The sequence below is a fragment of the Streptomyces sp. NPDC110618 genome, from assembly GCF_055657065.1.
On sequence record NZ_JBVKBN010000002.1, the window covers coordinates 398,227 to 418,966 of the forward strand.

General features: G+C 71.7%; 15 protein-coding genes and 1 pseudogene. 8 read left to right on the plus strand and 8 right to left on the minus strand.

The window, feature by feature from the left end; all coding sequences use genetic code 11:
- Nucleotides 1-81 precede the first annotated feature (81 nt).
- Nucleotides 82-3,792 carry an ABC transporter ATP-binding protein gene (locus ACZ7L7_RS04840; RefSeq protein WP_472074778.1) on the minus strand — a complete coding sequence of 1,237 codons (3,711 nt, stop codon included), beginning with the start codon at nt 3,790-3,792 and terminating at the stop codon, nt 82-84.
- Between the two features lie 155 nt (nt 3,793-3,947).
- On the opposite strand from ACZ7L7_RS04840, the gene ACZ7L7_RS04845 reads away from it, so the two are divergent.
- Entirely contained in the window at nt 3,948-4,520 is a 573-nt protein-coding gene (locus ACZ7L7_RS04845) for a hypothetical protein (protein ID WP_472074780.1), read from the plus strand.
- Between the two features lie 35 nt (nt 4,521-4,555).
- Here ACZ7L7_RS04845 and ACZ7L7_RS04850 read toward each other — a convergent pair whose 3' ends face one another.
- Together ACZ7L7_RS04850 and ACZ7L7_RS04855 are read right to left on the minus strand one after the other, a co-directional pair.
- Nucleotides 4,556-5,560 (minus strand): esterase-like activity of phytase family protein, encoded by a 1,005-nt coding sequence (locus ACZ7L7_RS04850; RefSeq protein ID WP_472074782.1) that lies wholly within the window; start codon nt 5,558-5,560, stop codon nt 4,556-4,558.
- A 48-nt stretch (nt 5,561-5,608) separates the two neighbouring features.
- Nucleotides 5,609-6,448: a serine hydrolase gene (locus tag ACZ7L7_RS04855; RefSeq protein ID WP_285510939.1), complete on the minus strand. Its 840-nt coding sequence runs from the start codon at nt 6,446-6,448 to the stop codon at nt 5,609-5,611.
- 225 nt (nt 6,449-6,673) lie between these two features.
- On the opposite strand from ACZ7L7_RS04855, the gene ACZ7L7_RS04860 reads away from it, so the two are divergent.
- On the plus strand, nt 6,674-7,474 hold the full coding sequence (locus ACZ7L7_RS04860; RefSeq protein WP_285510938.1) for an endonuclease I family protein: 801 nt from the start codon (nt 6,674-6,676) through the stop codon (nt 7,472-7,474).
- Between the two features lie 173 nt (nt 7,475-7,647).
- Nucleotides 7,648-8,280 (plus strand): annotated as a pseudogene (locus tag ACZ7L7_RS04865) (MmyB family transcriptional regulator); the annotation flags it as partial.
- Between the two features lie 161 nt (nt 8,281-8,441).
- On the opposite strand, the gene ACZ7L7_RS04870 reads toward ACZ7L7_RS04865, so the two are convergent.
- Together ACZ7L7_RS04870 and speB are read right to left on the minus strand one after the other, a co-directional pair.
- A complete protein-coding gene (locus tag ACZ7L7_RS04870) occupies nt 8,442-10,148 on the minus strand; it encodes a thiamine pyrophosphate-binding protein (RefSeq protein ID WP_471591478.1) in 1,707 nt (568 codons plus the stop codon).
- Entirely contained in the window at nt 10,145-11,113 is a 969-nt protein-coding gene (speB, locus tag ACZ7L7_RS04875; RefSeq protein WP_285510936.1) for an agmatinase, read from the minus strand. Before speB ends, ACZ7L7_RS04870 begins: the two co-directional genes overlap by 4 nt.
- 141 nt (nt 11,114-11,254) lie before the next feature.
- Here speB and ACZ7L7_RS04880 point away from each other — a divergent pair, with 141 nt between their 5' ends.
- The 4 genes from ACZ7L7_RS04880 to ACZ7L7_RS04895 all read left to right on the plus strand — a co-directional run bounded on the left by ACZ7L7_RS04880 (nt 11,255) and on the right by ACZ7L7_RS04895 (nt 16,293).
- A complete protein-coding gene (locus ACZ7L7_RS04880) occupies nt 11,255-12,835 on the plus strand; it encodes a helix-turn-helix domain-containing protein (RefSeq protein ID WP_471591479.1) in 1,581 nt (526 codons plus the stop codon).
- A gap of 97 nt (nt 12,836-12,932) precedes the next feature.
- Nucleotides 12,933-13,724 (plus strand): phosphatase, encoded by a 792-nt coding sequence (locus tag ACZ7L7_RS04885; RefSeq protein ID WP_285510934.1) that lies wholly within the window; start codon nt 12,933-12,935, stop codon nt 13,722-13,724.
- 78 nt (nt 13,725-13,802) lie between these two features.
- On the plus strand, nt 13,803-15,605 hold the full coding sequence (locus ACZ7L7_RS04890) for a choice-of-anchor A family protein (RefSeq protein ID WP_471591480.1): 1,803 nt from the start codon (nt 13,803-13,805) through the stop codon (nt 15,603-15,605).
- A 13-nt stretch (nt 15,606-15,618) separates the two neighbouring features.
- Nucleotides 15,619-16,293, plus strand: coding sequence for a L,D-transpeptidase family protein (locus ACZ7L7_RS04895; RefSeq protein WP_471591549.1), 675 nt, complete (start codon nt 15,619-15,621; stop codon nt 16,291-16,293).
- 16 nt (nt 16,294-16,309) lie between these two features.
- Here ACZ7L7_RS04895 and tesB read toward each other — a convergent pair whose 3' ends face one another.
- From tesB to ACZ7L7_RS04910, 3 genes are all read right to left on the minus strand, one after another.
- Complete coding sequence (gene tesB, locus ACZ7L7_RS04900) at nt 16,310-17,176, minus strand: acyl-CoA thioesterase II (RefSeq protein WP_471429081.1); 867 nt, start codon at nt 17,174-17,176, stop codon at nt 16,310-16,312.
- Between the two features lie 8 nt (nt 17,177-17,184).
- On the minus strand, nt 17,185-18,342 hold the full coding sequence (locus tag ACZ7L7_RS04905) for an acyl-CoA dehydrogenase family protein (RefSeq protein ID WP_250750144.1): 1,158 nt from the start codon (nt 18,340-18,342) through the stop codon (nt 17,185-17,187).
- A 96-nt stretch (nt 18,343-18,438) separates the two neighbouring features.
- Nucleotides 18,439-19,035, minus strand: a complete 597-nt coding sequence (locus ACZ7L7_RS04910) for an SACE_7040 family transcriptional regulator (RefSeq protein WP_285510930.1) — start codon at nt 19,033-19,035, stop codon at nt 18,439-18,441.
- Between the two features lie 87 nt (nt 19,036-19,122).
- On the opposite strand from ACZ7L7_RS04910, the gene ACZ7L7_RS04915 reads away from it, so the two are divergent.
- Nucleotides 19,123-20,739: a carboxyl transferase domain-containing protein gene (locus ACZ7L7_RS04915; RefSeq protein WP_453606716.1), complete on the plus strand. Its 1,617-nt coding sequence runs from the start codon at nt 19,123-19,125 to the stop codon at nt 20,737-20,739.
- Nucleotide 20,740 lies beyond the last annotated feature (1 nt).

Genomic DNA, 20,740 nt, shown 5'->3' on the forward strand with positions numbered 1-20,740 from the left:
GTGTCGTCCTCCCCGTACCCCGGCGATGAGCGTACTGATGTACGGACGCACGGCGGACATCGGACGGTTGCGCGCGAGGCGTCAGACCGACTCGACTCCGACCGGTTCGCCCAGGAAGGTCCGCCACAGCTCGGCGTACCGGCCGCCGCGGGCGAGCAGTTCGTCGTGGGTGCCGTCCTCGGCGACCCGGCCGTGGTCCATGACCACGACCCGGTCGGCGCGCGCGGCGGTGGTCAGCCGGTGCGCGACCACCAGCGTCGTACGGCGTCCCGCCAGCCGGTCGGTGGCCTGGTTGACCTGCGCCTCGGTGGCCAGGTCCAGGGCCGCCGTCGCCTCGTCCAGCAACAGGACGTCCGGGTCGACCAGCTCGGCGCGGGCCAGCGCGATGAGCTGGCGCTGTCCGGCCGAGAGGTTGCGTCCGCGCTCGGCGACCTCGTGCAGATAGCCGCCCTCCAGGGTGGCGATCATCTCGTGGGCGCCCACCGCGCGGGCCGCCGCCTCCACCTCGGCGTCCGTCGCCTCGGGGCGGCCGTAGGCGATGGCGTCGCGGACGGTGCCCTGGAAGAGGTACGCCTCCTGCGGGACGACGCCCAGGCGGTGCCGGTAGGCCGTCATGTCAAGGGCGCGCAGATCGGTGCCGTCGACGGTGACCCGGCCGGAGGTCGGGTCGTAGAACCGGGCGACCAGCTTGACCAGGGTGGACTTGCCCGCGCCGGTCTCGCCGACGAAGGCGACGGTCTGCCCGGCCGGGATGTGCAGGTCGATGCCGGTCAGCGCCTCCTCGTCGGCGCCGTAGGCGAAGTGCACGTCCTCGAAGGCGATCTCGCCGCGCAGGGAGAGCACGTCGAGCGGTTCGTCCGCGCTCTTGGTGGATGTCGGCTCCCGCAGCAGTTCCTGGATGCGGCCCAGCGACACGGTGGCCTGCTGGTAGCCGTCGAAGACCTGGGAGAGCTGCTGGACCGGGGCGAAGAACAGGTCGATGTAGAGCAGGTACGCCACCAGCGCGCCGGTCGTCAGCGTCGCCGCGTCGATCCGGCCCGCGCCTACCACCAGCACCGCCGCGACGGCCGCCGACGACAGGAACTGCACGAAGGGGAAGTACACCGAGATCAGCCACTGGCCGCGGATGCGGGCCTGCCGGTAGCTGTCGCTGCGCTCGGCGAACCGGGCGCCGCCGTCGCGCTCGCGCCGGAAGGCCTGCACGATCCGCAGTCCGGCGACCGACTCCTGGAGGTCGGCGTTGACCACCGACACCCGCTCGCGGGCCAGTTCGTACGCCTTCACGCTGGCCCGGCGGAAAAAGAAGGTGGCGATGATCAGCGGGGGCAGGGTGGCGAAGACGACCAGGGCGAGCTGGAGGTCGATCACCAGCAGGGCACCCATGATGCCGAAGAAGGTGACGACCGAGACGAACGCGGTGACCAGGCCGGTCTGCAGGAACGTCGACAGGGCGTCGACGTCGGTGGTCATCCGGGTCATGATCCGGCCGGTCAGCTCGCGCTCGTAGTAGTCCAGGCCGAGCCGCTGGAGCTGGGCGAAGATCTTCAGCCTGAGCGCGTACAGCACCCGCTCGCCGGTGCGCCCGGTCATCAGGGTCTCGCCGATCTGTGCGGCCCACTGCACGGTCACCGCGAGCAGCGCCAGCAGGGAGGCGGCCCAGACCGCGCCGAGGGCGAGTTCGGAGACCCCGCTGTCGATGCCGTGCCGGATCAGCACCGGCAGCAGCAGTCCGGTGCCCGCGTCGACGGCGACCAGGCCGAGGCTGGCCAGCAGGGGCAGGCCGAAGCCGCGCAGCAGGCGGCGCAGGCCGTAGGAGTCCTCCGGGGTGACCGCGCGGGCCTCGTCGACCTTGGGTGTGTCGGCGGCCGGGGGCAGCGCCTCGACCTGGGCGAGGAGTTCGGGGGTGGCGGGGGTGCCGTCCATGGCGGTGTCGCGCGGGGTGCGCTCGCCCGCCCACAGACGGGGCGTGATACCGCGCTCGGCGTCGAACTCGGCGTCCAGTTCGGCCCGTACGGAGGTGTCCTCCTCCTCGGGACACGCGGCCGGGGTGTGGCCCGGGGAGACGCCGCCGAGTTCGTCGGGGTCGGTGAGCAGCCTGCGGTAGAGGGCGGAGCGCCGCTGCAGCTCCTCGTGGGTGCCGAGGTCGGCGAGCCGGCCGCCGTCGAGGACGGCGATGCGGTCGGCGAGGTTCAGGGTGGAGCGGCGGTGGGCGATGAGGAGTGTGGTGCGGCCCTCCATGACCTGGGCGAGGGCCTGGTGGATCTCGTGCTCCACGCGCGCGTCGACGGCGGAGGTGGCGTCGTCCAGGACCAGCAGGCGCGGGTCGGTGAGGATGGCGCGGGCCAGGGCGATGCGCTGGCGCTGGCCGCCGGAGAGGGTCAGGCCGTGCTCGCCGACCTTGGTGTCGTAGCCCTCGGGCAGCTCGGCGATGAAGCGGTCGGCCTGGGCGGCGCGGGCGGCCTGCTCGATCTGTTCCTGGGTGGCGTCGGGGCGGCCGTAGGCGATGTTGTTGCGGACCGTGTCGGAGAAGAGGAAGGAGTCCTCGGGGACCAGGCCGATCGCGGCGCGCAGCGAGTCCACAGTGAGTTCGCGCACGTCGTGGCCGCCGACGAGGACGGCGCCGTGGGTGACGTCGTAGAAGCGGGGCAGCAGCAGGGACACCGTCGACTTGCCGGAGCCGGAGGAGCCGACGACGGCGAGGGTCTCGCCGGGGCGGATCTCGAAGCTGAGGCCGTCCAGGACGGGGGTGCCGTCGGAGTAGGCGAAGGAGACGTCGTCGAACTCGACGGTGGCCGGGGCGTCGGCGGGCAGCTCCTTGGTGCCGTCCTTCAGGGAGGGCTCGGTGTCGATCAGCTCCAGGACGCGCTCGGTGCCCGCGCGGGCCTGCTGCCCGACGGTGAGGACCATGGCGAGCATCCGCACCGGGCCGACGAGCTGGGCGAGGTAGGTGGAGAAGGCGACGAAGGTGCCGAGGGTGATGTGCCCGCGCACCGCGAGCCAGCCGCCGAGGGCCAGCATGGCGACCTGGCCGAGCGCGGGGACCGCCTGCAGGGCCGGGGTGTACCTGGCGTTGAACCGGATGGTGCGCAGCCGCCCGGCGAACAGCCGCCTGCTGACGTCCCTGAGCTTGCCGGTCTCCTGCTCCTCCTGCCCGAAGCCCTTGACCACGCGCACGCCGCTGACGGCGCCGTCGACGACGCCCGCGACGGCGGCGGCCTGCGCCTGCGCGTACCAGGTGGACGGGTGCAGCTTGGCGCGGCTGCGGCGGGCGATCCACCACAGGGCGGGCGCGACGGCCAGGGCGACGGCGGTCAGCGGCAGGGACAGCCAGGCCATGACGACGAGGGAGATCGCGAACAGGGCGAAGTTCCCGATGGTCATCGGGAGCATGAACAGCAGGCCCTGGATCAGCTGGAGGTCGCTGGTGGCGCGGCCGACGACCTGCCCGGTGGACAGCTCGTCCTGACGCCGCCCGTCGAGCCGGGTGATCGTGTCGTACATCGCCGTGCGCAGGTCGTGCTGCACGTCCAGGGCGAGCCGGCCGCCGTAGTAGCGGCGGATGTAGGTGAGCACGTACACGGCGACCGCGGAGGCGATCAGCAGGCCCGCCCACAGGGCCATGCCGCGGGTCCTGTCGCCGATCACGTCGTCGATGATCACCTTGGTGATCAGCGGTACCAGTGCCATGACGGCCATGCCCGCGAGGGAGGAGCCGAGGGCGAGGACCACGTCCTTCGGGTAGCGCCAGGCGTACCCCCACAGTCTCCGCGCCCAACCCTGCCGCGCTGCCACGTCCGGCCCTCCCTTGTGATCGTCCACGAAGGGGCAACGTGCCGGGGATCCGATTTCATCCCCGGGGTCACTCCTGTGAGTGAGCACGATCGCTCAGCCCGTCTGAGTATCCGGCCGCTGCCCCCGCACCCTGCCGCCGGGCTTTGATCACCGGTATGAGGAAGAACATCGTGCTCACCGCAGTCGGCGCCGTCCTGACCGGGCTGATCGCTGTGGTGGCCTGGGGGTACCAGCGGATAGCGGGCGGCCCGGTGGGCACGAACGAGGAGTTCCGCGCGCATGTGCGCCGGACCACGTGGACGGGCGACGCGGTGTACCTGGCCCTGACCCCGGGACCGCGGGGCGCGCCCTACCCGGTCCAGGAGGGCAGCTCCTCCTGCGTCGACGACTTCGGCTTCGACGAGGGCGACGTCACCCGGGACCGGCCGATCTACACCTGGGACCTGAGCTACGAGCGCGACGAGGACTTCCGCGCCGCGCTGAAGGCGCTCGGCGCCGCCTGGCGGGCGGAGGGACGCGAGGTGGAGAAGACCGGGACCGGCATCACGGCCACCCTCGACGACGGCATCCGGGTCACCGTCCAGCGCAACTGGTACACCGACGATCCCGAGCTGCGCGCGGAGGGCAGGTGCACGCGCTACAGGGACACCTACGACGACTCCTACGACTACATGTATGACAAGAACGGCGACGGCACGCTCGACGAGGACGAGCGGCCGGGGTACTGACCGGGACCGGGCTTCGCCGGACCCGCACCCCCTCGCTAGACCCGCACCCGGAGCCAGTACAACCGTGTCGTCTGGCTCGGGTTCTGGTTGTCGTCGCTGGCGAGCAGGAGCTTCAGGGTGCCGCTTCGGGTGCGGCCGGTGATCGTCATGGCCTCGATGTTGTCGAGCAGGGGGTTCGGCTGCGGCTGTTTCGCGGTCGCGCCGAGGTCGGGGCAGTCCGCGATGTCGGCGAGGAGGGTCTTGCGGATCAGCCGTACGCCGGGCTGCCCGGTGAGGTACGGGACGGCGGAGGTGTCGGTGGCGCGGCGTGGGTCGGCCAGGTAGAGGCGGACGGTGTTGCCGACGCCGGAGGTGAAGCCGCGTTCCAGGACCAGGAGGCGGCCGTCGGGGAGTGACTGGACCTCCGGGACGCCGAGGCCGGTGTCGGTGCGGTAGGCGTACTGGGCGGAGAGCGCGTACGTGCCCTTGTGGCGGCGCCAGGTCTGGAAGCGGACGATGCCGTCGGTGTCGCCGGTGAGGGCGTACTCCATGGCGGCCAGGAGGCCGCCGCGGTGGCGGGTCAGGCCCTCGAAGGTGCCGTTGGCGGTGCCCCGGCCCGCCGGGGCGACCCGGAGGGCGTCGGGGACCGGGAGCCGTCCGAGCAGGCGGCCCGCAAAGTCGTAGTGGCGGACCGCCGGTTCGCCCTCGGTGCTGATCAGGCGGGTGCCGTCGGGCTCGACGGCCAGGCCCTCGGAGTCGAGGGCGGCGCCGTACTCGTCGGCCAGGGGGACGACCGAACTCGGGGCCTGCGTGCGTGCGTTCAGGGTGAAGAGGGCCGAGCGGTCGGAGACCGCGGCGAGCGAGCCGTCCCGGTCCACGGCCAGCCCGGAGAAGTTGCCGACGAACGTGCCCTGGTACGTCGTCTTGTCGAGCGCGTCGGAGAAGCGGTCGATGGAGACGTGCGGTGAACAGGCGTGGTGCTGCGGGGCGTTGGCGGCGGTCAGGCCTGCTGCCGCCGCCAGGGCGACGGCGGCGGCGGTGAGTCCTCGTCTCGGGCGCATGCCCGTCACCGTAGGGCGGGCAGGTGACGGGCGGGAGACCGCAGGGCGTCAACTCGCGTCGAGATCGCGGTGGATGACCTTGGCGACGCCCTGAATGGTGGTGATGCCGTAGTTCATCGTGCTGTTGCCGTGGGTCAGCACGGTCATCACGTAGTCGTGCCCGCCGCCCTTGAAGGTGCCGACGCTGTGCACCCGCCAGCCGTTGGTGGCGCGCTGCAGCCAGCCGTTCTTGACGTGCACGAGGACGTCGGAGGGAGCGCCGTAGGGGGTGCCCCAGCGCTGGGAGGAGACCACCTTGCCCATCAGCTCGCGCACGTACTTGCGGGAGGCGTCGGTGAGCACCGTGTTCTTCGCGATGAGCAGCTTCATCAGCTTCTGCTCGTCGGTGACGGTGATCTGGGTCAGGCCCCAGTAGCCGTTGGCACCCGGCTTGGTCTGGGTCATGCCGGCCGCGGTGAGGAACTTCTTCACCTTGGTGACGCCGAGCTGGTTCCACAGGGTGGTGGTCGAGGCGTTGTCCGACTTGGTGATCATGGCCGTGGCGAGGGACTTCTCCCGGCTGGTGAGGGAGCGTCCGGTCTTCTGCGCGTCCCACAGCAGGGTGGCGAGGACGGTGACCTTGACCACGCTGGCCGAGTCGTAGGCGGTCGAGGGGCGCAGGGTGCACGTGGTGTCGGTGGACCGGTCGTAGAGCCCTACCGCGATGGTGCCCTTGCGGTTGGCGAGCGCGGCGGTGATGTCCTTCTTCAGCTTCTCGGCGAGTCCGGCCTTGGCGGACGTGCAGCTGACGGTGGGCGTCGCGGCGCTCGCGGGGGTGACCGCGGCCACGGAGGCGAGCAGCACGCCGCCCGCGACCCAACGGGCCCGTCTGGATATGCGGTGAGTCATGCCCGGTTGACCCGCGGGCGACGGGGGTGGTTGTAGGCGTTGGGCAAGGGTTGTACAAGCCGTTATCGCGCCGTGGCCGTTTCACGTGTCAACTCGCGGGGACAACACCCGATTTGCCGATTCCGGACACCCAATCGACACGTGACGTCCATTTACAGCCCCTCATGTGCATGTCACTCTCACTGGTGCCGCCTTCAATCAACCCGCGTAGATGGGACTCCCCACATGCTGGCGACACGCATACCCCGCGTCCGGCAGGTGGCCCTCGCCACCGCCACCGTCCTGGTCGCACTGAGCGCCCCCGCCCTCACCGCGACCCCCGCCGCGGCGACCACGACCGCCTACGACAGCACGTACTACAAGAACGCGATCGGCAAGTCCGGTACGAGCCTGAAGAGCGCCCTGCACACCATCATCAAGTCCCAGACCAAGCTGTCGTACTCGGCCGTCTGGGAGGCGCTGAAGGTCACCGACCAGGACCCGAACAACAGCAACAACGTCAAGCTGCTGTACTCGGGCATCTCCCGCAGCAAGTCGCTCAACGGCGGCGACGTGGGCGACTGGAACCGGGAGCACGTCTGGGCGCAGTCCCACGGCAACTTCGGCACCTCCGCCGGCCCCGGCACCGACCTGCACCATCTGCGCCCCGAGGACGTACAGGTCAACAGCACCCGTGGCAACAAGGACTTCGACAACGGCGGCAGCAGCTTCACCAACTCCGGCGGCAGCCTGACCGACTCCGACTCCTTCGAGCCCCGCGACGCCGTCAAGGGCGACGTGGCCCGCATGATCCTCTACATGGCCGTCCGCTACGAGGGCGACGACGGCTGGCCCGACCTGGAGCCCAACGACGCCATCAACGGCAGCGTGCGCTTCCACGGCCGCCTCTCGGTGCTCAAGCAGTGGAACGACGAGGACCCGCCGGACGCCTTCGAGGAGCGCCGGAACGACGTCATCCACACCAACTACCAGGGCAACCGGAACCCGTTCATCGACCACCCGGAGTGGGTCGAGGCCATCTGGTGATCCGACCGGCCGCACCGGCCCCGTCTCAGGGCTCCCCAGTGGCCCTGAGACGGGGCCGGTGAACCGTCCGCCACCGACAGAGCGGACGGCGTCGTTCCCGACCGGTCCGACGGAGAGTCTCACCCGCCCCCCGCCCCGCTTTCCACGTGCGGTTATTGCAGATAATGCGAGCCATGCGACTCACCACTGGCGACCGTGCCGCACTGAAGAAGGTGCTTCAGGAGCGGCGGGCTGCGATCGATCCCGCGAGCAAGGGGTTTCCGCGGCGGGCCGGCGGGCCCGGGAGGCGGGCCAAGGGGTTGAGCCAGGAGCAGATGGACGATCTGCTGGCCCGCGCCCGGGGGACGTACAACAGGTTCGAGAACGGTCAACTGCGGCGGCCGCCCGCCGACTTCCTCACCGCGGTCGCGAAGAGCCTGAACCTCAGCGAGCAGGAGTGGATGTTCCTGTGGCAGCTCACCCGCAGGCAGAACCCGCCCCGCGCGCTGCACGACCACTCCGGGACAGCGCTTTCCGGGATGTGGCAGGAACTGCTGGACCGGCTCGGCGGGGCGCTCGCGTACGTCAGTGACGCGGAGTTCGACATCGTCGCGCACAACGAGGAGTTCCGGCGGTTCTTCCCGGCCGGACACATCCCCACCAACGTGATGCGCGGGCTGCTGCTCGACCCCGTGATACGCACCACATCGCTGCGGGACTGGAAGACCACCTGGGCCCCGGCCATCATGCCGTTCCTCAAGCAGGCCGTGCAGTTGCGGCCGGGCAGCGCCGGGCTCGCCGCCCTGGAGCGCGATGTCCTCGCCGACCCGGAGGCCGGCCCGCTCTACCGCGCCTCCGCCTCCGTGCCCCTCCCCCATGCCGACGGCTCCGAACTGCCCGTCAACCACGCGGTGCACGGCCCCGGTTGGCTCGCCACCTGCCTCGCCGAGCCCGTGGTCGCCCCCGGCGCGCGCATCAACCTCAGCTTCTACCGGGCCGACTCCGGCGCCGCATCCCCATGCGTCGGCGCGAACAGCCGCAGCACGGCGGGGAGTACGACGACGGAGGGGCCGGGTGCGGACAGGGCCTTGGACAGGTCGGCCGCCAGTGCCTCCGGGCTTGTGCGTACGGCGGGCACGCCGAAGGACTCGGCCAGCGCCACATAGTCCGGGCGGGTCAGCTCGGTGCCCGTGGTCCGGCCGAAGGCGTCCGTCATGTACTCGCGCAGGACGCCGTAGCCGCCGTCGTCGACGATCAGCCAGGTGACGTCCAGGTCGTACTGGCGGGCCGTGGCCAGTTCCGCGATCGAGTACAGGGCGCCGCCGTCCCCGGAGACCGCCAGCACCGGGCGCGTCGGGTCGGCCACCGCCGCGCCGAGCGCCGCAGGGAAGCCGTAGCCGAGACCGCCCGCGCCCTGCGCGGAGTGCATGTGGTTGGGGCCCTTGGCGTCGAAGGCGGACCAGGCCCAGTACGCCAGGATCGTCATGTCCCAGAACGACGGCGAGTCGGCGGGCAGCGCCTTGCGGACCGCCGCCAGCACCTGCCGCTCCAGGGTGAGTTCCTGCGCCGCGATCCGCGCGGCGACCTTGGCCAGCAGCTCCCGCACCCGCTCCGGCGCCGTGTCGTCGGTGCGCTCGGACACCGTCTCCAGCAGCGCCTGCAGGGCGAGCCGGGCGTCTGCGTGGATGCCGAGCGCGGGGTGGTTGGACTCCAGCTTGCCGAGGTCGGCCTCGATCTGGATCACCCGGCCGCGCGGGGCGAACGTGTGGTAGTTGGAGGAGAGTTCACCCAGTCCGGAGCCGACCACCAGCAGGACGTCCGCGTCCTCCAGGAAGTCGGTGGTGTGCCGGTCCTCGATCCAGGACTGGAGGGACAGCGGGTGCTTCCAGGGGAAGGCGCCCTTGCCGCCGGGGGTCGTGACGACCGGCGCCTTCAGCCGCTCGGCGAGCTGCTTGAGCTTGCCGCTCGCGTCGGCGCGTACGACACCGCCGCCCGCGATGATGGCCGGGCGCTCGGCGCGGGAGAGCAGGTCGGCGGCGAGCGCGGTCAGTTCGGGCCGGGGCGGCAGTTCCTCGGGGAAGGCGTCCACGCCGGTCACCACCGGCAGGGAGGTCTCGGCGTTCAGCACGTCCTGCGGGATCTCCACCCACACCGGACCGTGCGGGGCGGAAAGCGCCGACTTCCAGGCCGCCGCGATCGCGGACGGGATCTGCGACTGGGCGCGCACGGTGTGCACGGACTTCACCACGCCCCGGAACGAGGCCGCCTGGTCGGGCAGTTCGTGCAGATAGCCGCGCCGCCCGCCGCCCAGGCCCGCGGTCGGGACCTGGCTGCAGATGGCCAGCACCGGGGCGGAGGCGGCCGCCGCCTCCTGGAGCGCGGGCAGCGAGGTCAGCGCGCCGGGGCCGGTGGACAGCAGCAGCGGGGCTGCCTCGCCGGTGATCCTGCCGTACGCGTCCGCCGCGAAACCGGCGTTGTTCTCCACGCGCAGGCCGATGTAGCGCAGATCGCTGCGGCCCACCGCGTCGAACAGGCCGAGCGCGTGCTGGCCGGGCAGCCCGAACACGGTCGTCGCGCCGAGCCCGGCCAGCGTCTCCACGACCAGGTCCCCGCCGGTACGCCCGGGCGGCGGATTGAGCGCCGCCTCCGTCTGGGCGGCGGTGGGGCGGAGCACCAGGTCGTGGTCGTGGGTCACTGCGCGCGTGCCTCTGCAATCTGGCGGGACATGATCGTGGTCAGCTCGTACGCCGTGTGGGAGGCGGCGACCGAGGTGATCTCCGCGTGATCGTACGCGGGCGCGACCTCGACGACGTCCGCGGAGACCAGGTTGCAGGAGGCGAGTCCGCGCAGGATCTCCAGCAGCTCGCGGGAGGTCATGCCACCCGCCTCGGGCGTGCCGGTGCCCGGCGCGTGGGCGGGGTCGAGGCAGTCGATGTCGATGGAGATGTACAGCGGGCGGTCGCCGATGCGCTGGCGCAGCTGGTCGGCGACCTCGTCGGCACCGCGGCGGTAGATGTCCGCGGAGGTGACGATGCCGAAGCCCATCTTCTCGTCGTCGGTGAGGTCCTGCTTGCCGTAGAGCGGGCCGCGGGTGCCGACGTGGGAGAGGGCGGAAGTGTCGAGGATGCCCTCCTCCACGGCGCGGCGGAACGGGGTGCCGTGGGTGTACTCGGCGCCGAAGTAGGTGTCCCAGGTGTCCAGGTGGGCGTCGAAGTGGAGCAGGGCTACGGGTCCGTGCTTCTTGGCGACGCTGCGCAGCAGGGGCAGGGCGATGGTGTGGTCGCCGCCCAGGGTCATCAGACGGGCGCCCGTACCGAGGAGCTCGTCGGCGGCGGCCTCGACGGTCTCCACGGCCTCGTTGATGTTGAACGGGTTCACCGCGATATCGCCGCCGTCGGCGACCTGGGCGAGCGCGAAGGGGGAGGCGTCCTGCGCGGGGTTGTAGGGGCGCAGCAGACGGGAGGCCTCGCGGATGGCGTTGCCGCCGAAGCGGGCGCCGGGGCGGTAGGAGACACCGGAGTCGAAGGGCACGCCCACGACGGCGACATCGGCACGGCCGACCTCGTCGAGGCGGGGCAGCCGGGCGAAGGTCGCGGGGCCGGCGTACCGGGGGATGCGCGAGGAGTCGACGGGGCCGCGGGGCGTCTCGTTGCTGCTCATGGGGACTGCCTTCTTTCCTACGCTTTCGGCGCGTATATCCGTCTCAGTCTGCCGGTCCGGACCGACCCTAAGCGGGCGGAAAGCACCTGCGAAGTGTACGTTTTATCCATTGCGGTGGTACGGAATGGAGGGAGTGCACATATGCCGGACCCGTCCGTGCCACCCACCCCACCCGTCCCGCTGTCGGCGCTGCTGGCCCGGGAGGACCTGGGCCTGCGCCCCATCGCCGCCGTGCCCGACCCGGCCGCCGTGCAGATCCACTGGGCGCACGCCTCGGAGATGGCGGACCCGTACCCGTACCTGCTGGGCGGCGAGCTGCTCCTCTCCGCGGGCGTCCACATCCCCTCCCCCGACACCCCGGGCGCGTACTTCGGCACCTACGTCTCCCGGATCGTCGCGGCGGGCGGCGCCGCCCTGGGCTTCGGGCTGGCCCCGGTCCACGACACGGTCCCGCCGGCCCTGGTGGCGGCCTGCGAGACCCACGGCCTGCCCCTCCTGGAGGTCCCGCCCCGGACCCCGTTCTCGGCGGTGGCCCGAGCCGTCTGGCAGCTCATGGCCCAGGCCCGCCTCTCCGAACTCCGCCGCGTGACGGAGGCCCAGCAGAGCCTCGCCGCAGCGGCGTCCCGCCCGGACCCGGTCCCGTCGGTCCTCCGCCAGCTGTCGCAGCGGGTCGGGGGGTGGGCGGCGCTGTACGGGCCGGACGGCACCGCACTGTCAACAGCGGGCCGCAGTCCGAGGCCGGAGGCGAGGAAGGCCCTGGCGGAACTGACGGGGGTGGTACGGCCTTCTGACAGAGCTGTGGGCAGTCGTGCCGCTGGGGCAGCCCCCACAGCCAGAGAGGCGGCACCCCGCAAGCGCGGGCAAGCGAACCCCACCCCGCCCCCAGCCACCGGCGCCGCCGCACCGGCACCCGCCTCGGCCACCGACACAGTCGCCGGCACCCACCTCGCCGCATACGCCCTCGGCCCGACCCCCGGCTTCGTACTCGGAGTCGCGACCACCCACACCGACCAGGCCACCCACACCATCGCCTCGGTGGCCGCCGTCCTCCTCACCCTCCTCACCGGCGAACAGCAGACCGGCACCGGCGCCGCCCGCACCTCCGCCCTGGTCCGCCTCCTCCTCGGCGCCGAACCGAAGGACGTCGCCCCCCTCCTGGGCCCCGGCGCACACGTGGTCGTGCACGCCCGCCCCGACCCCCACACCACCCCCGACCCCCTCACCGCCTCCGCCCTGGGCACCGCCCTCGGCTCCCCCCTCGTCGACCTCGCCCCCGAGACGGACGTCGTCCGCGTCCTGGTCCCCGCCGACCGCGAGATCACCCCCCAGCCCGGCTGGACCCTGGGCGTCAGCGACCCGGTGCCCCCCGACCAGTGGCCCGCCGCCGACACCCGCGCCGCCCGCGCCCTCGCCCGCGCGAAAGCGACCCGCACCCCCCTGGTCCGCCACGGCGCCCGCACCGGCCTCGCCCATCTCGTCCCCGACGACGCAGTCGAGGCGTACGCCCGTACCCTCCTCCAACCGATCGCCGACACCCCCGCGCTGGTGGAGACGCTGGGCACCTGGCTGTCCCTGCACGGCAGTTGGGACCGCACCGCCGTGGCCCTCGCCGTGCACCGCAACACCGTCCGCCAGCGCATCGCCCGCTGCGCCGCCCTGCTCGGCACCGACCTCGACGACCCGGACGTCCGCATGGAACTCTGGTTCGCCCTACGGCAATGACCGGGCCATGGCCTCGGCCACGACCCGGCAGTGACCCACGTCCCAGCACCCAGGGTCGCCCCGCGCGCCCGCGGGGGTCTGCCGCACAATGGGACACATGCCGATACCCGGGACACCCAGCCGCGCCGAGCTCGTCGAACACCTCGTCAGAACCCGTATCGCGGGGGATGTCGCCACCCCCCGTGAGAACAACCTCTCCCACTACCGCAAGCTCGCGAACGGCGACCGCAACTTCTGGCTCGGCCTGGAGCTGGGTGACCGCTGGACCGACGAGCAGGACGTGCTCGCGGTGATGGCCGAGCGCGTCGGGGTGAACGACGACCCCGAGTACCGCTTCGGCCAGGACACCATCGACCCCGAGCTGACCGTCGCCGGTCTGGAGCGCATGGCGAGCCGGCTGCGCAAGGCGGCCGACGCGGGCCAGCGGGTGCTGTTCGCCACCGGCCACCCCGGCGGTCTGCTGGACGTGCACCGCGCCACCGCCGCCGCCCTGCGCGCGGCGGGCTGCGACATCGTGGTGATCCCGGACGGACTGCAGACGGACGAGGGCTACGTCATGCAGTTCGCGGACGTGGCGGTGCTGGAGCACGGCGCCACGCTCTGGCACACCCATTCGGGCGAGCCGATGAAGGCGATCCTGACCGCCCTGGAGCGGATCGGCAGGCCGCTGCCGGACCTGGTGGTCGCCGACCACGGCTGGGCGGGCTACGCAGCACAGCACGGCGTCGAGGCGGTCGGCTACGCGGACTGCAACGACCCGGCCCTCTTCCTCGCCGAGTCCGAGGGAACGCTCCAGGTGGCGGTCCCGCTGGACGACCACGTGGTCAGCCCCCGCTACTACGACCCGATGACGGCGTACCTGCTGGCCGAGGCGGGACTCTCCGGCTGACCCGTCGACTGGTCCGACGGAGTGACTCGAACGGGTCGGTCCGGGCGGTAGGCAAATCAGGCCATAAGACTCCGAAAAATGAGTCACCGCATTGCACAGCATCTGGCGCGCGGCGGGAGAAAGGCGCAGGCCACCGCTCTCGCCGCCGCGCTCACGGCAGCCGCCGTCCCCGTGTTCCTCGTCGGAACGGCGGCCCCGGCCGCCGCCGCGCCCCTGCCGGGCGGGCTCGGTCCCTGTGTTCCGGGCAGCTGCCCCTCGCCCTTCCCCGGTATCCACAACGGCACGATCGCGGGCCGGGACAACGCGATCAACATCTTCGTCGGCGACGACTTCCTGGTCCGCGGCAGGGCCGCGGAGGCGGAGGGCCGGGTCGTCGTCCTGGACGACTTCGACATGGCCAAGGACCCGATGGGCAGCCAGGTCTACAACGTCGGGCTGGTGGGCGTCGGCTCCCGGGTGCCGCCCCCTGTCGGCGCGGACTGGCTGACCACGGGCGGCGACATCACCGTCGCGCGGGGCCAGAGCGTACTGGCGGAGGACGGGGTCGTCCGGCATGCCGGGACGGTCACCGGCACGGTGACCGCCACCCTCCGGCAGGACGCGAACGCCACCGCCCCGTACGCGCAGTTGCGCGACCAGCTGACCGCCGCCAGCCGTTGCTACGCGCGCGTGGACGGGCAGCCGCGCACGGCCACCGGCACGGCGGTGAACCAGGGCGAGCAGACCCTGTTCACCGGTGACGGCGTCTCGGCGCTCCAGGTGTTCAACGTCGACTTCGACATGGTGGGCCCGAGCGGCAGGCAGCAGGGCATCGTCTTCCGGAACATCCCGGCGGGGGCCACGATCCTGGTCAACGTCCTCGGCACCGACCGCCGTATCAACACGTACAGCGGCGGCATCGCGGACAGCACCGACCCGCTCAACGCCCACCGCGAGCGGCTGCTGTGGAACTTCCCGGACGCCACCACGGTGGACCTCGTCGGCACCGGCCAGTTCCAGGGCAGCATCCTGGTCGGCGAGCAGTCCTCGCAGACCACGGTCTCCCTGCCGGGCGTCAACGGCCGTTTCTTCACCACCGGTTCGCTGACCCACACCAGCGCGAACACCGGCGTGGAGTTCCACGCCTACCCGTTCACGGGCGACCTTCCCGACTGCGGCAGCACGCCCGAACCGGTCACCGGCCGGATCGACGTCACCAAACGCGACGCCGAGACCGACGAACCCCTCGCCGGAGCCGTCTTCCAGCTCTGGAAGGAAACCAACGACACCCCCGGCCTCCAACGCACCGACACCCCCATCGGCGACCCCTGCACCACCCCCGCCAACGGCACCTGCGCACAGACCGTCGAAACCGGCATCTACTACTGGCAGGAAACCCAGGCACCCCCCGGCTACGACCTGCCCAACCCCGCCGTCTTCGGCCCCCTCGGACTCACCGAGGACAACGCCACCACGGGCGTCCACTTCGACGCCCACAACACCAAGACACCGGAGCCGGAACCGGACCCGGAGGGTTCGCTGAAGCTGGTGAAGTCGGACGCCAAGACCGGGCGGCCGCTCGCGGGGGCGGTGTTCGAGCTGTGGCGGGAGTCGAACGGGGTCGAGGGACTGCAGACCGGCGGAGCGCGGCCGGACACCCGGATCGGATCGGGCTGCGCCACGGACCCGCGGGGCGGGTGCACCTTCCGCGAGCTGCCGCTGGGTGAGTACTACCTGCGCGAAACCGACGTCCCCGAGGGCTATGTCCTGCCCCGGCCGAACGTGTTCGGGCCGTACGAGATCAACAAGGACAACGCGGACACGCCGGTCCGGGTGAGCATCACCAACAAGCGCGGGGAACCGTGCAAGGACGACGGCTACGGCAAGCACTGCAAGGACTGACGCAGTGGACACCGTGCGTACCGTGAGCGCCGCCACCGTCGCGGCGCTCGCCGCACTGCTGTGCGGCGCCCCGTCCGCCCCGGCCGCCGAGGACGGCCCCTGTACCGCGCCGACGGGCCCCTATCAGCGGCCCCTGGAGCAGTACCTGGGCCGTCCGGTGGACGGCGAGCAGTCCCCGCAGGACTGCGCCGCGATCCGGGCCTTCCAGCAGCGCGAGAGGCTGCCGCGCACCGACGGCTACGCCGATCTCGCCACGTACCGCACCACGGTCGTGATCCAGGCCCGGCCGAACCCCAACGCCGGGGGCCACTGCCCGGTCCGTGCCGCACGCGTCACCTGCGTCGACATGGACCGGCAGCTGCTGTGGGTGCAGACCGGGAAGAAGGTCGGCTTCGGCCCGGTCGCCGTCCGCACGGGCCGGGACACCGAGGAGACCCGGCCCGGCCTGCACCGGATCTACTGGCGCAACAAGGACCATTGGTCCACGCTGTACGACGTGCCGATGCCCTACGCCCAGTTCTTCGACGGCGGGCAGGCCCTGCACGGCCGGCACGGCAGTCTCTACGACGGCGGCGGTTCGGCCGGGTGCGTCAATCTCGCCCTGGAGGACGCCGAGGCCCTGTGGCGGCTGCTCGCCGTGGACGATCTCGTCTACGTCTGGGGCACCAAACCGGGCACCGACGACTGAGACCAGGGGGGCGGGGTCAGCGTGGGACGCGGACCACGCCCTCCTGGATGACCGACACCGCGAGCCGGCCGTCCTGGGTGTAGATGCGGGCCTGGCCCAGGCCCCGGCCGCCGGAGGCCGAGGGCGACTCCTGGTCGTACAGGAGCCATTCGTCGGCGCGGAAGGGGCGGTGGAACCACATGGCGTGGTCCAGCGAGGCGCCGACCACGTCACCGATCGCCCAGCCACCCCGGCCGTGCGCGAGCAGCACCGAGTCCAGCAGGGTCATGTCGGAGACGTACGTGGCGAGCACGACGTGCAGCAACGGGTCGTCCCCGAGCTTGCCGTTGGTGCGGAACCACACCTGGGAGTGCGGTTCGCGCGGCTCGCCGAACCTGCCGTAGGGCGGCTCGTCGACGTAGCGCAGATCGACGGCCTCGCGGGCGGAGAGGAAGTGCTCCACCACGCGCGGGTCGAGATGCGCGTAGCGGCGCAGCCGGTCGCCGGAGGTGGGCAGGGTCGCCGGGTCCGGCGCGGCCGGCATGGGGGCCTGGTGGTCCAGGCCCTCCTCGTGCGTCTGGAAGGACGCGGAGAGGGCGAAGATCGGACGGCCGTGCTGAACCGCGACCACCCGCCGGGTGGTGAAGGAGCGGCCGTCGCGCATGCGCTCGACGTTGTAGACGATCGGCGCGCCGGGGTCTCCCATGCGCAGGAAGTACGCGTGCAGGGAGTGCGGGGCGCGGTCGGCGGGGACCGTGCGCCCGGCCGCGACCAGCGCCTGCGCGGCCACCTGCCCGCCGAAGACGCGCGGGACGACGGCCGGCCGGGACTGGCCGCGGAAGATGTTCTCCTCGATCTGCTCCAGGTCGAGCAGATCGAGGAGATCCTGTAGTGCCTGGCTCACCTGTGTCCTTACAGGCCCATGTCCTTGGCGATGATCGTCTTCATGATCTCGCTGGTGCCACCGTAGATCCGGTTGACCCGGTTGTCCGCGTACAGGCGGGCGATCGGGTACTCGTTCATGAAGCCGTAGCCGCCGTGCAGCTGGAGGCAGCGGTCGATGACGCGGTGGGCGACCTCGGTGCAGAACAGCTTGGCGGAGGCGGCCTCGGCCGGGGTCAGCTCACCGGCGTCCAGGGCCTCCAGGGCGCGGTCGGCGACGGCCTCGGCGGCGTCCACCTCGGCCTGGCAGGCGGCCAGCTCGAACTTGGTGTTCTGGAAGGCGGCGACCGGCTTGCCGAAGACGGTGCGCTCCTGCACGTACTGCTTGGCGAACCGGACGGCGGCCTTGGCCTGGGCGTAGGCGCCGAAGGCGATGCCCCAGCGCTCGGAGGCCAGGTTGTGGCCGAGGTAGTAGAAGCCCTTGTTCTCCTCGCCGAGCAGGTCCTCGACCGGGACCTTGACGTCGACGAAGGCCAGCTCGGCGGTGTCGGAGGTCTTCAGGCCGAGCTTGTCGAGCTTGCGGCCGACGGAGTAGCCCTCGGACTTGGTGTCCACGGCGAACAGGGAGATGCCGTGGCGGCGGTCCTCGGCGGTGGGCGCGGCGGTGCGGGCGCAGACGATGACGCGGTCGGCGTGGACGCCGCCGGTGATGAAGGTCTTGGCGCCGTTGAGGATGTAGTGGGTGCCGTCCTCGGAGAGCTTGGCGGTGGTCTTCATGCCCGCGAGGTCGGAGCCGGTGCCCGGCTCGGTCATCGCCAGCGCCCACATCTCCTCGCCGGAGACGAACTTCGGCAGGTAGCGCTTCTTCTGCTCGTCGGTGGCGAGCATCTTGATGTACGGCAGGCCGAGCAGCACGTGCACGCCGGAGCCGCCGAACTGCACACCGGCGCGGGCGGTCTCCTCGTACATGACCGCTTCGAACTTGTACGAGTCGATGCCGGCGCCGCCGTACTCCTCGTCGACGCGGATGCCGAAGACGCCCAGCTCGGCGAGCTTGTAGTAGAAGTCGCGGGGCGCCTGGCCGGCCGCGAACCACTCGTCGTACACCGGTACGACCTCGGCCTCGATGAAGGCGCGGATGGTCTCCCGGAACGCCTCGTGGTCCTCGTTGAACACAGTACGGCGCACGCCGCCACCTCCACCTGCGTATGTCTAAGCGCTTGCTCACTCAACCGTACCGGCGAGTACGAAGCGCCGTCCAGGGGAACCGACCCGTAACGCTCGTCACTCCCCCGCCGCCGCGAAGGCCCCCTTCGCCATGCGGTGCAGCAGTTGGGAGGTGGCCCCGCGGCCGGGCAGGGAGCCGGGGCGGCCGAGGTGCGGGGTGGAGTTGAGCAGGCCGAAGACCGAGTGGACGGCGGAGCGGGCGGTGGGCTCGGTGAGCGCGGGGTAGGCCTTGCGGACCACCTCCACCCACAGCTCGACGTACTGGCGCTGGAGCTGGCGGACCAGCTTGCGGTCGCTGTCGCGCAGCCGGTCCAGCTCGCGGTCGTGCAGCGTGATCAGCGGGCGGTCGTCGAGCGCGAAGTCGATATGGCCCTCGATCAGGGAGTCCAGCACCGCCGCGGGCCCGTCCCCGTCGGCCTCCGCGAGCCGCCGCTTGGCCCCCGTCAGCAGCTGGCCGCTGATGCCCACCAGCAGCTCCGCCAGCATCGCGTCCTTGCCCGGGAAGTGCCGGTACAGACCGGGGCCCGAGATGCCGACGGCGGCACCTATCTCGTCGACCCCCACACCGTGGAACCCGCGCTCGGCGAAGAGCCGCGCGGCCTCCTTGAGGATCTGCTCGCGCCGGGTGGGTGCGTCGGTTCTGGTGGCTGCCATGCGAGCAATTCTAGACAGGGAGGTTAGCGGTCGTTAACCTGATGGAAATGCGTTAACGCTCATTAACAAGGGTGAGGGGACCGCAGGATGCACGAGGCACCCGAGCTGACGAGCGCGGCAGATCCCGCGTCGGCGGCCTGGCAGGCCAACGAGGAGGCGCAGCTCGCGCTGGTCGAGGAGCTGCGCGGCAAGCTCGCCGCGGCGCGGCTCGGCGGCGGCGAGAAGGCACGCGCGCGGCACACGGCGCGCGGCAAGCTGCTGCCCCGGGACCGGGTGGACACCCTCCTGGACCCCGGCTCCCCCTTCCTGGAGCTGGCGCCGCTCGCGGCGGACGGCATGTACGACGGACAGGCCCCGGCGGCCGGGGTGATCGCCGGGATCGGCCGGGTCAGCGGGCGCGAGTGCGTGATCGTCGCCAACGACGCCACCGTCAAGGGCGGCACGTACTACCCGATGACGGTGAAGAAGCACCTGCGCGCCCAGGAGGTGGCGCTGGAGAACAGGCTGCCGTGCCTGTACCTGGTCGACTCCGGCGGCGCCTTCCTGCCCATGCAGGACGAGGTCTTCCCCGACCGCGAGCACTTCGGGCGGATCTTCTTCAACCAGGCCCGGATGTCCGGCGCGGGCATCCCGCAGATCGCGGCGGTCCTCGGCTCCTGCACGGCCGGCGGCGCGTACGTCCCGGCGATGAGCGACGAGGCGGTCATCGTCCGCAACCAGGGCACGATCTTCCTCGGCGGCCCGCCGCTGGTGAAGGCGGCCACCGGCGAGGTCGTCACCGCCGAGGAGCTGGGCGGCGGCGAGGTCCACTCGCGCGTGTCGGGCGTGACCGACCATCTCGCGGAGGACGACGCGCACGCCCTCAGGATCGTGCGGAACATCGTCTCCACGCTCCCCGCGCGCGGGCCGCTGCCCTGGCAGGTGCTGCCCTCCGTCGAGCCCAAGGTCGACCCCTACGGCCTGTACGGCGCCGTCCCGGCCGACCCGCGCACGCCCTACGACGTCCGCGAGATCATCGCGCGCGTGGTCGACGGCTCCCGGTTCGCGGAGTTCAAGTCCGAGTTCGGCCAGACCCTGGTCACCGGCTTCGCCCGGATCCACGGCCACCCGGTCGGCATCGTCGCCAACAACGGCATCCTGTTCTCCGAGTCCGCCCAGAAGGGCGCCCACTTCATCGAGCTGTGCGACCAGCGCGGCATCCCGCTGGTGTTCCTGCAGAACATCTCCGGGTTCATGGTCGGCCGCGACTACGAGGCGGGCGGCATCGCCAAGCACGGCGCCAAGATGGTCACCGCGGTCGCCACCACCCGCGTCCCCAAGCTGACGGTCGTGGTGGGCGGTTCGTACGGCGCGGGCAACTACTCCATGTGCGGCAGGGCCTATTCGCCGCGCTTTTTGTGGATGTGGCCGGGCGCCAAGATCTCCGTCATGGGCGGCGAGCAGGCCGCGTCCGTCCTCGCCACCGTCAAGCGCGACCAGCTGGAGGCGCGCGGCGAGCAGTGGCCGGCCGAGGAGGAAGAGGCGTTCAAGGCGCCGATCCGCGAACAGTACGAGCGCCAGGGCAACGCCTACTACGCGACCGCCCGCCTCTGGGACGACGGGGTCATCGACCCCCTGGATACCCGGCAGGTGCTGGGCCTGGCACTGACCGCCTGCGCGAACGCGCCACTGGGCGACCCCCAGTTCGGCGTCTTCCGGATGTGAG

Coding starts and splice junctions, on each gene's coding strand:
- ACZ7L7_RS04855 (WP_285510939.1), bottom strand. CDS start 6,448: ATGACTCACCGCATATCCAGACGGGCCCGTTGGGTCGCGGGCGGCGTG.
- ACZ7L7_RS04850 (WP_472074782.1), bottom strand. CDS start 5,560: ATGCGCCCGAGACGAGGACTCACCGCCGCCGCCGTCGCCCTGGCGGCG.
- ACZ7L7_RS04845 (WP_472074780.1), top strand. CDS start 3,948: ATGAGGAAGAACATCGTGCTCACCGCAGTCGGCGCCGTCCTGACCGGG.
- ACZ7L7_RS04880 (WP_471591479.1), top strand. CDS start 11,255: ATGCCGGACCCGTCCGTGCCACCCACCCCACCCGTCCCGCTGTCGGCG.
- ACZ7L7_RS04860 (WP_285510938.1), top strand. CDS start 6,674: ATGCTGGCGACACGCATACCCCGCGTCCGGCAGGTGGCCCTCGCCACC.
- ACZ7L7_RS04915 (WP_453606716.1), top strand. CDS start 19,123: ATGCACGAGGCACCCGAGCTGACGAGCGCGGCAGATCCCGCGTCGGCG.
- ACZ7L7_RS04890 (WP_471591480.1), top strand. CDS start 13,803: ATGAGTCACCGCATTGCACAGCATCTGGCGCGCGGCGGGAGAAAGGCG.
- ACZ7L7_RS04885 (WP_285510934.1), top strand. CDS start 12,933: ATGCCGATACCCGGGACACCCAGCCGCGCCGAGCTCGTCGAACACCTC.
- ACZ7L7_RS04910 (WP_285510930.1), bottom strand. CDS start 19,035: ATGGCAGCCACCAGAACCGACGCACCCACCCGGCGCGAGCAGATCCTC.
- speB (WP_285510936.1), bottom strand. CDS start 11,113: ATGAGCAGCAACGAGACGCCCCGCGGCCCCGTCGACTCCTCGCGCATC.